Source organism: Leucobacter fengyongliangi (assembly GCF_052386045.1).
Genome location: NZ_CM126356.1, coordinates 2,326,252 through 2,337,520, shown reverse-complemented (window position 1 = coordinate 2,337,520; position 11,269 = coordinate 2,326,252). Strand labels below are relative to the sequence as shown.

Here is an 11,269-nt window from a genome sequence, read left to right as displayed (position 1 = left end):
CAAAGGAGGAACTCACCGTTCCCTGCCCGCCAGGTTGCGCGTCGTCTGCTGTTTGAGAAGCGGGTGCGAAATCGACAGGGCTGAACGGTGAGAGCGGCGCCGACAGCCGCCACACGGAGGTGTGATGTTCGGTGAGCGGCCCAGGGCCGCTCACCCTCACCTCTTTTTCCGCACCGGCGGCGCTGGCTTCACTTGGTCATGCGTCGGCCAGAGAAGCGATGGGCACGTTTGGCGTGCCCGCAAGGAGAAATTGTGGCATTCCCCAGCACTTACCCACAGACCAAACCGACTGCGCAACTCGCCGAGAACGTGTCGCCCGCAATCGAGGTCAGGCGCGTCTTCAAGGTATTCGGTAAGCGCTCCAAAGAGGCGGTGCGCCGACTGCAGGCGGGATCCACTCGCGAAGAGGTGCGGGGCCTCGGAACCGCAGCCGTCATCGACGCAAGTTTCGACGTGCGGCCGGGGGAAATCTTCGTGGTGATGGGCCTCAGTGGATCGGGCAAATCGACGCTCATCCGCATGCTGAACGGTTTGAACGACACCACCGACGGCTCGATCCGTGTGTTTGGCACCGAGGTTGTCGGCCTCACGGGGGAGAAGATCCGCGCCCTGCGCCGGGATCGTATGGCGATGGTGTTTCAGCACTTCGCCCTGCTGCCGCACCGCAGCGTGATCGACAACGTCGCCTACGGTCTTGAGATCCAGGGCGTCTCAAAGGCTTCCCGCATAGAGACCGCGCAGGAGTGGATCGCCCGCGTCGGCCTCACGGGCTGGGAGGACAGCCTGCCCAGCCAACTTTCTGGAGGCATGCAGCAGCGCGTCGGGCTCGCCCGAGCCTTCGCCGCTGGCACCGACATCTTGCTCATGGACGAGGCGTTCTCGGCGCTCGATCCACTCATCAGGCGGGAGATGCAGGAACTGCTCGTCGAGCTGCAGCAGGAACTCGGGAAGACCATCGTGTTCATCACCCACGACCTGAATGAGGCGATGTTTCTCGGCGACCGCATCGCGGTCATGCGCGACGGGCAAATCGTGCAGCTCGGTACCCCGAACGACATCTTGACTGACCCGGCGAACGATTACGTCGCGCAGTTTGTGCAGGACGTGGATCGGGCCCGGGTGCTCACCGCGGGCGATGTAATGGAGCCGCCGCGCGCGGTCGTGCCAGCCACTGCCGGCCCCCGCGCGGCACTGCGCATCATGCGCGATGTACAGACCTCCGCCTGCTTCGTCACGACCGGAGGCCGTTCGCTGCTCGGAGTGGTGCGCGATAAGGACGTGCTGCGCCAGGTGCGGGAGGGGGGTGTCGACCTTACCGCGGTGCTTCGCAAGACGTCCTCGGTCGTGACCGCCGACCAGCTGCTCGTCGACCTCTTTGAGCTCGCCGTGGAAAGCCCGCTGCCGGTCGCCGTAGTCGACCAGAGCGACCGGCTGATCGGTGTGGTGCCACGAGTAACGCTGCTCGCCTCGCTCGCGAATATGCCTCCGATGACGACCGAGATCCCCATCATCGAGCCCACGCCAACGATCCCTGCGGCCGAGATCACCGAGACGCTTGCCGACACCGCCGCTGGTCCCGCCGATCCGGCCGGTCTGGCCGGGACCGCCAGTTCCGCTGGGCCAGATGGCACACGCGGTACTGCCGCCGCAGTCGATACGCCGAGTCGCCCCAACCCGCTGCTGCCCAAGACCCAGGAGGACCGCGCATGAACGACTTCCGCCTGCCCCTCGGCGACGGCGCATCCGCCGTTGTCGACTGGCTGACCACCAACCTTGCCGGGTTCTTCGACGTGCTGAGGAGCATCTTCCTCGGCATGTTCGAGGGCCTGCAGTTTGTGCTGACGCAGCCCCCGTTCTGGGCCATTGTGCTCGTGATCGCGGTCATCGCCTGGATTGCGAAGGGCTGGAAGCTTGCCCTCGGCACCGCGATCGGCATGCTCGTGATCGTCGGCGTGAACCAGTGGGACAACGCGATGGATTCGCTTGCGCTGACCGTCGTCGCCGCCTTCGTGGCGCTCCTCATTGCGATCCCGCTGGGCATCCTCGCCGCACGAAACGACACGGCTTCGCGCATCATTCGCCCGGTGCTCGACTTCATGCAGACGATGCCCGCGTTCGTCTACCTGATTCCCGCGATCGTGCTGTTCCGCGTGGGCGTGGTGCCCGGCATCGTCGCGACGATCGTGTTTGCGCTCGCCCCGGGCGTGCGGCTCACCGAGCTCGGTATTCGGGGTGTGGATCGCGAGGTCGTCGAGGCGGGTCACGCATTCGGGGCGAAGCCCGGTCGCATCCTGCGCCAGATCCAGCTGCCGCTTGCCATGCCGAGCATCATGGCGGGTGTCAACCAGGTCATCATGCTGTCGCTCTCGATGGTCGTCATCGCGGGCATGGTCGGTGCCGGTGGACTCGGCGGGGCCGTCGTGCAGAGCCTGCAGCGCATCAACATTTCCCTCGGCTTCGAGGCAGGGCTTTCGGTGGTGATCATCGCGATGATCCTCGATCGCATCACCGGTTCATTCGGTAGGAAACGCACGCCACGCGCGAAGCAGGTGTCGCCCGCGAAGCAGGCTGGCGGATCCGCCGCCGCGGCCCGCGGCCCTGTGGCAACCGGCACTCCAACACCGGCCAAACCGGCGACCCCCTCCGCCGCGGCTCACGCCTAGCGGTCACTCAAGCTCGGGCGGCTCCGAGCCGTCCGGTCCCGGGCCATGCCCGGGCGCACATCCCCAACAACCGCGCGCTGCGCGGGAGGAAAGGAACACCATGAAGAAGCGTAATGTTATGGGCGCACTCGCGCTCGGCGCCGCAGCTGCCCTCACGCTGGCAGGCTGCTCGGCGGGAACCCCGGCAAACGACGGCGGATCCGCTGATGCGGGAGAAAACCAGGAAATCACGCTTGCCGTGTTCAACGGCTGGGACGAGGGAATCGCCGCGAGCGAGCTCTGGAAGGCCGTGCTCGAAGAGAACGGCTACGACGTCGAGCTCGAGTACGCCGACCCTGCGGCCGTGTACCTCGGCCTCACTACCGACGACTACGACGTGACGCTCGACACCTGGTTGCCGATCACCCACTCCGATTACATGGAGCAGTACGGTGACGACCTGGTCGACCTGGGTGCGTGGAACGAAGAGGCCGCGCTCACCATCGCTGTGAACGAGGACGCGCCGATTGATTCGCTCGCCGAGCTCGCCGAGAACGCCGATTTGTTCGGCAACACCATCGTCGGGATCGAAGCTGGGGCTGGCCTCACTCGTATCACCGAGGAAGCCGTGATTCCGGCTTACGGGCTCGAGGGCATGGACTTCACCATCTCGTCGACACCCGCGATGCTCGCCGAGTTGCAGGCCGCGACTGACGCCGGTGACAACGTGGTCGTTACGCTGTGGCGTCCGCACTGGGCCTACGACGCGTTCCCCATCAAAGATCTCGCCGATCCTGAGGGAGCGCTCGGTGATGCCGAGGGGATCCACTCGATCGGTGGCAAGAGCTTCGAGGGTAACTTCCCCGAGGTCGCCGAATGGTTGAAGTCGTTCAAGATGAGTTCTGAACTGCTGTACTCGCTTGAGAACGCCATGTTCAACGAGTACGACGGTGACGACTACGGCCCGGTTGTGGCCGAGTGGATCGAAGAGAACCGCGACTACGTGGACTCGCTGACCGCGTAGCGGTCCCTCGTTGCCCGGCTCTTGAGTCGGCAGTTCGGGCTTCAACCGGCAGTTTCTTAGGAAATTTGCCGGTTGAAGCCCGATTTGCTGCGGGAAGGTGAGGATCGGATCTGAGCTTCCTCGCCGACAGCCTCTGCGCGCGAGGGTGGATGGTGCCTTACTTGCCGGTTGCGTTATCTGCGCAGGAGGAGTTGGCTGACCTCATGACTGAACAAGAAACACGCGTCAATGAATCCCAGGCGGACGCGGAAGGTGTTCAAGGCACTGACAAATCTAATGCTCCAAAGGAAGTTGCCCCTGCAGAGTATTGGGAAGCTCGCTACGGAAGTGCTGAGCAGATGTGGTCGGGTCGTGTGAACCAGGTGCTGGTTGAGACGGTGGACGAATTTGACCCGGGCCGCGCGCTCGATCTCGGCTGCGGCGAGGGCGGGGATGTGGTGTGGCTCGCGAAGCGCGGGTGGCGTGCGACCGGAATTGACATCTCGGAAACCGCGATTCAGCGTGCCCGGGCCGCGGCCCGCGACGCAGGGCTCACCGAGACGCAAGCGAACTTCCGGGTTGCAGATCTTGCCGAGCTCGCGGCCGACGAGCGCTTTGATCTGGTCACTGCCAGCTTCCTGCACTCACCGGTCGAGCTTCCGCGGGAGCAAATCCTGCGACGTGCGGCCGCACACGTGGCTCCTGGCGGTCATCTTCTCATCACCGCGCACGCCGCCCCGCCGCCCTGGGCCAGTGACCTGCATGATCACGGGTCAGGTGGTCATGGCTCGGCGGATCACAGCTCAGAGGATCGCGACTCGGAGACTCACGAAGTCCCCAGGTTTCCGCTGCCCCAAGACGAACTCGCGGCACTCGATCTGGACCCGGAGGAGTGGGACACGGTGATCGCGCAGACGCGCGACCGTGAGGCGGTCGCCCCCGATGGCGCCCATGTTGTGTTGACGGACGGGATCGTGCTGGTGAGGCGGCGCGCAGCCGCGGTGCCGCAGTAGGCGCGGGAGGCTGGGCACCCCTGACCGCGGACCTAAACCTCGCGACTCAAGTCGGGTATTTGACTTCAGCTGAGGTGAAATGCCCGACCGGAGTCGTGTGGATACGGCCGGGAAGTCAGTGTGAGGCAGAAACCGCACCAGCCTGTGAGAACCGCCTCACTGTTGGTTCTGCTTGGTGCTCGGTATTCTGGGCATCTCGAACCGGCCCAAATTGTGAGGAAACTGTATTGACGCCAAAACCTAAGTACAGTTCCACCTTCATATTTGAAACGAAGGAGTTGAACAACGACTTCCATCGGATTGACAGCGAGATTGCAGCACGCGCGCGGAAGATCCCTGGTTTCTTGGGCGAGGAAGCCTGGCATAACGAAGAAACCGGGTTGCACTCTGAGGTCTACTACTGGTCGAGCATGGAGGCGCTCCGCGAACTCATTGGGATGGACACCCACGGCGTCGCGAAGCAGCGTTACGGCGAATGGCTTGGCGAGTATCGGGTGATTATCTCCGAAGTGCAGGCGGTCTACGGTAGCGCGAATCTCGGACTCGAACATGTCCCGATTCGGGACTGATCCCCAGCTTCGCCGCGGATAGTGAAGTCCTTCGTGAAACGAAAAACCCGACCAGATTTTATCTCTGATCGGGCTTTCTCTCGGTGCGCCCTAAGGGATTCGAACCCCTGGCCTTCTGATCCGTAGTCAGACGCTCTATCCAGCTGAGCTAAGGGCGCATGTTGGTTTCCCAACCACAGAGACATTACCCGATTTCAGAGGGAAATGGAAATCGAGCCCAGGTAGCGGGCCTGCCAGGGTTGCATGACACCATGCTGCCGTCGATCCACTAAACATCACCGCACTCGGACCTCGACCTCCTGCCGGGCAGCCGAGTGCGTCCTCGCTCGGAAGGCCCGCAGCCCGCTCAGGTACCCTTTCGAGGTGATCAACTCCACCACCGCAGTTCCCGCGACATCGCCCGCCCCCGCTGCCCCCGCGACCAGCTCCCTCGAGCGGGCGGCCGGGCTGATCCGCGAGATACCCGACTACCCGGCAGCCGGGATCCTGTTCCGCGACATCACGCCGTTGCTCGCCGATGGCGAGGCCCTGCGTGTGACCGTCGATGCCCTGCTCGAGCCGTTTGCGGGCACGTTCGACGTAATCGCGGGAATCGAGGCGCGCGGGTTCATTCTCGCCAGCGCCGCCGCGATCGCCGCGGGCACCGGCGTCGTGCCGATCCGCAAGGCTGGCAAGCTGCCCCGCCCCGCAGCCTCGATCGACTACGCGCTCGAGTACGGCACCGCCACGATCGAGATGCACGCGGATCTCGCCCCGGGAACCCGCGTGCTCGTGATCGACGACGTGCTTGCGACGGGCGGCACCCTGGCCGCCGCGCTCGACATGCTGCAGCAGCTTGGCTACGAGGTGGCGGGCACCGCGGTGCTGTTTGAGATCGCGGGGCTCGGTGGGCGCGAGACGGTCGGCGATCCACACTTGTACACCGTCTTTCACAGCTGAGCCGCGCATTCTGCCCCGCTGCACTCGCATCCGCACGCGGACGGTGGCACTGCGTGCACCGGGTGGTCAGCGACGCAGGGTTCCGTTGTGGTGAACCCTGCGCGAGTGTCCATCCGTCGAGACAGAACCCATGCCCGGGTGCCCTTCCGGGTGAACAGAGCCCATGCGCGAGAATGGGTGAATGACTCCCAGCGAACAGACTGACGGATCCCGGGCCTTCTTCGCCGCGCGCGACCAGCTCCTCGCCTGCTCCGGCGACTCGGCCCGTGCACGTGCCGAGTTCCAATGGCCCGAAGTGGGCGACGCGTTCAACTGGGCACACGATGTGTTCGACGTTATCGCCGAGGGCAACGACACGGTCGCTCTGTGGATCGCCGACGCAGACGGCACCGAAGTGAAGCGCACATTCGCCGAACTCAGCCGACGCAGTGATCAGGTTGCCAATTGGATGCGCGCGCAGGGCGCACGGCCCGGCGATGTCGCCATGCTGATGCTGGGCAACCGCCTTGAGCTCTGGGAGATCATGCTCGCCGCACTGAAGATCGGAGTGGTGATTTTGCCCACCTCGGTCGTGCTGGGTGCCCACGAACTCGAAGACCGCGTGGCGCGCGGGCAGGTGCGCTGGGTGTTCGCTGCGGCCGAAGACGCGGTGAAGTTCGCAGGGGTTCCCGGTGACTACCGCGGTGTCGGGGTAGGTTTTGACGCGGCGACCCCCGACCAACGGGCGGCGCTGTATGACTGGGCGCGCTTCGAGGAATCGAGCGCGGCCTCGCTCGCGCCAATCGCTCGCGCCACGAGGAGCGACGACCCCGCGCTCATCTACTTCACCTCGGGCACAACCAGCCTGCCCAAAATCGTGGTGCACTCACACACCAGCTACCCGGTCGGGCACCTGACGACCCTCGCGTGGATCGGCGTGCGCCCCGGCGACACGCACTCCGTCGTGAGCGCACCGGGCTGGGGCAAGCACGCCTGGTCGAGCTTCTTCGCCCCGTGGAACGTGGGGGCCACCATTTTCGTCGCGAACTATTCGCGTTTCGATGCGGATCACTTCGTCTCCGAACTCGACCGTGCGCGAGTGAACACGTTCTGCGCCCCGCCAACCGTGTGGCGCATGCTCATCCAGCACCACCTCGAGCACAAGCCCGCGGCGCTGCGCGAAGTGATCTCGGCGGGGGAGCCGCTCAACCCCGAGGTGATCGCGCGCATTCGCGACTGGTGGGGTCTCGAGATCCGCGACGGGTACGGCCAGACCGAGACCACGGCGCTGATCGCGACGATGCCCGGCGAGAGCGTGGTGCCGGGGGCGATGGGGCGCCCGCTGCCGGGCGTGAACGCGGTGCTCATCGACCCGCTGACGGGCGCCGAGACCGACGAGGGTGAAATCTGTCTGCGCCTCGATCCGCGCCCCATCAACTTGATGCCCGGCTATTTCGGCAACGACGGGGCGACCGCGAAGGCCATGCGCGACGGGCTTTTTCACACCGGAGACGTGGCGCAGCGCGGCGAGGGCGGCGTGCTCACGTTCGTGGGCCGCACCGACGACATCTTCAAATCGAGCGACTTCAAGGTGTCGCCGTTCGAGGTGGAGAGCGCCCTCCTCGAGCACTCGTTTGTGGTCGAAGCCGCCGTGGTGGGAGCCCCTGACGACACACGGCTCAACGTGACCAAGGCGTACGTGGCGCTCGCCGCCGGGGTCGCCGAATCGCCAGAGACCGCGCGCGCGATCCTGGCGCACGCGCGCGAGGTGCTGCCGCCGTACATGCGGGTGCGCCGGGTCGAGTTCTTTACGCTGCCGAAGACCGCGTCGGGCAAGATCCGCCGCGTTGAGTTGCGTCAGCGCGAGGTTGCCGCGTACGCTGCGGGCGAGCGGATCGCCACCGAGTGGCGCGAGGAAGACTTCCCGGGGCTCAAGGCGTAACGCGCCGATCCGCTCCCGTCTTTGCGTGTTGAGCGTGGTTGCGAGGGGTCGAGGTTGCCGGGTCTACCCCGGGGCCGACGTTCTGGTCATGGTGTGCTCCTCTGCGGTGAGGGGCGGGGCGCGCCCTGGGTTCGGCGCCTGGGATCCCGCGCGACACCATTCTCCTCCAGCCCGGGTAGGGCGCAAGTGGCTGTTTGCAGAGGCGGCAAGCACCCACTTGCGCCCTATGCGAAGGTGACGGAGCTTCGCGCCCGGCACCCAGTCTGCCCGGCCCGCGCATTCCGTTGCTCATGTCTCTGAATGCCTCCGATTTCGAAACCTGAAGGGTTTTCGCCCGAAGATTTCGTTTGCGTTACACGACGACACGATCGATGCCGCAGGTGGCCCAAATGCGCTAGCGTGACTCCCAGAGTGCGCCGTTGCACACTGACATTCAGACCCGAGGAGACCTCATGTCGATGCGATCCCCCCTTCGTTCGCGCGCCGGTGTGCGCGGCGCCATTGCGACCGCAGGTGCCGCGCTGCTGGCGCTTTCCCTTGCAGCCTGCGGTGGCGGTGCGCCCGCAGCCACCGAGCCCGTCAATCTCGTCGACACCGGTGCGGAGCTCGACGAGATCACCGTCGCCCTGCCGGGCTCGCTCGCGAATCTCTACACGGGGGTCGAGGGCGGCATCCTGAACTACTACGTCGCCTCGACCGTGCAAGAAGGGCTCGTCGGCATTGATGAGACCGGCGCGGTGGTACCGTCCCTCGCCGAGTCATGGGAAACCCCAGACGAGAACACCTACGTGTTCCAGCTGCGCGATGACGCGACGTTCCACGACGGCGCGCCCGTCACCCCCGAAGACGTGGTGTTCAGCCTGCAGCAGGCACAAGACGAGGTTGCCTCGCCTAGCCTCTCCTGGTACCTCTACAACATGGCCAGCGTCGAGGCCACCGGCGAGAACGAGGTCACGGTCACCACGGCCGAGCCCGATCAGGCATTCCTGAAGAACCTGAGCACGGCCGGGTCGGCGTTCGTCACACCCAAGGCGCACTGGGAAGCCGTTGGCGGCGCCGTGGGCACGAGCGAGTCACTGCTCCCGGGCAGCGGACCATACGAGGTCACCGAGTTCCAGCCCGACTCCCACGTCACCCTGGTGCGCAACGACAACTGGTGGGGTGGCACCCCCGCAGTGAAGCAGATCAACATCGAGTTCATTCCCGACGAGAACACCCGCCTCCTCGCCGCGCAGAAGGGCGACATCGACATCGCGTTCAACGTGCCCATCGGTCAGGCCGATCAGTGGCGCGAGATCGACGGCGTGCGGGTTGAAAACGTGAACGACCTCTCCTACGTCGGCCTGCTCTTCGACCAGAACGTCGCCCCGTTTGACGATGCGAAGGTGCGCGAGGCGATCGCGCTCGCGGTGGATCGCCAGACCATCGTCGACCGCCTGCTCCGAGGCAACGGCGAGGTTGCGACGACGATCATGACCCCCGAGTCCATCGAATCGGTGGTCGGCGCAGACGAGGCACGCAAGCTGCTCGCGGGAGTGACTCAGCACGAGTTCAACCTTGATGAGGCACGTGCCGCGCTCGAGGAGTCGAGCGTGCCTGAGGGCTTCGAGCTCGAGCTCACCTTCCCCAACACCGGCCCGCAGCTCGGCACTGCCGCGCAGGCGATCGGCGAGAGCCTCGGGGAGATCGGCATCGAGGTTGCGGTGAAGGAGGTGCCCATCGAGACCTGGCTCGCCACGATCGGCGACGGCGAGCACGGCCTGAGCTACATGTGGTACTTCTCCACGACGGGCGATCCGGCCGAGGTTCCCGCGTACCTCATCGGGCCAGATAACCCCAACGGGTTCGTCAGCGACGAGGCCGCGGCACTGCTGAGCGAGTCGAATGCGGCGGCAGACCCCGAGGAGCGCATCGATCTCATCCTGCAGCTCGAAGAACTCAGCGCAACCGAGGTGGTGAATGCCCCACTGTGGTGGGGTCAGGCGCTCACCTCGTTCACCAACCGCGTCGGGCTCGCTGACTACAGCGCCTACTCGTTCGTTGGGCCGTGGGGCGCAAAGCTCTTCGCCGCCGAGGTTACCGAGTAACGCTAAGTCCCACACGGAGCAGCTATTTTGACGACCACCCCGACCCCCGCCCGTCAGGCGTCGCGCGCGCTCGCGCGCATGATCGCCGTGCGTGTGGTCGGGGTGGTGTTCATTCTGCTGGTCATCTCGCTCTTGACGTTTGGCCTCATGTATCTGGCTCCGGGCGACCTGGTGAAGAACCTGCTCGGCAACCGGCCGACCTCGCCCGAGGCCGTGGCAGCGATCCGCGAGCAGTACCGCCTCGACGACCCGTTTCTCGTGCAGTACTTCACCTGGCTGGGCAACGCGCTGCAGGGTGACTTCGGCACCTCAGTGCGCATGCAACAGCCGGTGACCACGGTGATCGGGGCGCGCGTCGGGCTGACCGTCGCGCTCTGCCTGCTGGCGTTCGTCATCGCCGCGCTCGTCGCCATCCCGCTCGGCATCGCGAGCGCGGCGCGAGCGGGATCCACTATCGACCGCGTGAGCAGCTCGGTCACGCTCATCGGTCTGAGCGCACCCACCTTCGCGCTCGCGCTGCTCTTGCTGTATCTCTTCGCGTTCTTCTTGCCGATCTTTCCCATCTACGGCGGCGGGAGTGGCCCGCTTGACACGCTCTACCACCTGGTGCTTCCGGCGGTGATTCTCGCTGCAGGGCTCGGCGCGATCCTCATGCGCATGACCCGGGCGGCAATGATCCGCGAACTGAGCAGCGACGCGGTCGCCTTCGCACGGGCGCGCGGTATTGCTGAGCGCGATGTGCGGTGGATCGCGCTGCGCGCCGCGGCGATCCCAATCGTGACCGGTGCGGGTCTCGTGCTCACCTTCCTCGTGGGGGGCACGATCATCGTCGAGACCATCTTCGCCCTGCCCGGCCTCGGATCGCTACTGCAGGATTCGGTGCTGTTCAAAGACATTCCCGTGGTGCAGGCGCTCACGCTCGTGGTTGCTGCGGTGATCGCGGTGATCGCGATCGTCGTTGATTTGAGTTATCTCGCGCTCGATCCGCGAGTGCGCACCCGGGAGTTCGCCCGATGAGCGGCCAGCCAGGGGGGCCAAGCGGGGCACCGCTCGGATCACTGTCAGGGCCACCTCAGGGGTCGCCTCACAGCGGAC

Annotated in this window: 9 protein-coding genes and 1 tRNA gene; 9 read left to right on the top strand and 1 reads right to left on the bottom strand. The window is 65.5% G+C overall.

Annotated elements, in window-relative coordinates:
- Positions 1-309 precede the first annotated feature (309 nt).
- The 5 genes from ACTNFK_RS11110 to ACTNFK_RS11090 all read left to right on the top strand — a co-directional run bounded on the left by ACTNFK_RS11110 (position 310) and on the right by ACTNFK_RS11090 (position 5,227).
- A complete protein-coding gene (locus tag ACTNFK_RS11110) occupies positions 310-1,710 on the top strand; it encodes a quaternary amine ABC transporter ATP-binding protein (protein WP_435937538.1) in 1,401 nt (466 codons plus the stop codon).
- Complete coding sequence (locus ACTNFK_RS11105) at positions 1,707-2,663, top strand: ABC transporter permease (protein WP_435937526.1); 957 nt, start codon at positions 1,707-1,709, stop codon at positions 2,661-2,663. The genes ACTNFK_RS11110 and ACTNFK_RS11105 overlap by 4 nt, the downstream gene beginning before the upstream one ends.
- 100 nt (positions 2,664-2,763) lie before the next feature.
- Positions 2,764-3,666, top strand: a complete 903-nt coding sequence (locus ACTNFK_RS11100; RefSeq protein ID WP_435937525.1) for a glycine betaine ABC transporter substrate-binding protein — start codon at positions 2,764-2,766, stop codon at positions 3,664-3,666.
- A 203-nt stretch (positions 3,667-3,869) separates the two neighbouring features.
- Entirely contained in the window at positions 3,870-4,658 is a 789-nt protein-coding gene (locus ACTNFK_RS11095) for a class I SAM-dependent methyltransferase (RefSeq protein WP_435937524.1), read from the top strand.
- 227 nt (positions 4,659-4,885) lie between these two features.
- A complete protein-coding gene (locus tag ACTNFK_RS11090; protein WP_435937523.1) occupies positions 4,886-5,227 on the top strand; it encodes an antibiotic biosynthesis monooxygenase family protein in 342 nt (113 codons plus the stop codon).
- A gap of 84 nt (positions 5,228-5,311) precedes the next feature.
- On the opposite strand, the gene ACTNFK_RS11085 is transcribed toward ACTNFK_RS11090, so the two are convergent.
- Positions 5,312-5,385, bottom strand: a tRNA-Arg gene (locus ACTNFK_RS11085).
- Between the two features lie 208 nt (positions 5,386-5,593).
- Between ACTNFK_RS11085 and ACTNFK_RS11080 the strand changes: the two genes are divergently transcribed.
- The 4 genes from ACTNFK_RS11080 (at position 5,594) to ACTNFK_RS11065 (ending at position 11,191) form a co-directional block, all read left to right on the top strand.
- Positions 5,594-6,166, top strand: coding sequence for an adenine phosphoribosyltransferase (locus tag ACTNFK_RS11080; RefSeq protein ID WP_435937537.1), 573 nt, complete (start codon positions 5,594-5,596; stop codon positions 6,164-6,166).
- A gap of 181 nt (positions 6,167-6,347) precedes the next feature.
- Positions 6,348-8,087: an AMP-binding protein gene (locus ACTNFK_RS11075; protein WP_435937522.1), complete on the top strand. Its 1,740-nt coding sequence runs from the start codon at positions 6,348-6,350 to the stop codon at positions 8,085-8,087.
- 452 nt (positions 8,088-8,539) lie between these two features.
- Positions 8,540-10,174, top strand: coding sequence for an ABC transporter substrate-binding protein (locus ACTNFK_RS11070; RefSeq protein ID WP_435937521.1), 1,635 nt, complete (start codon positions 8,540-8,542; stop codon positions 10,172-10,174).
- Between the two features lie 27 nt (positions 10,175-10,201).
- On the top strand, positions 10,202-11,191 hold the full coding sequence (locus tag ACTNFK_RS11065) for an ABC transporter permease (RefSeq protein WP_435937520.1): 990 nt from the start codon (positions 10,202-10,204) through the stop codon (positions 11,189-11,191).
- Positions 11,192-11,269 lie beyond the last annotated feature (78 nt).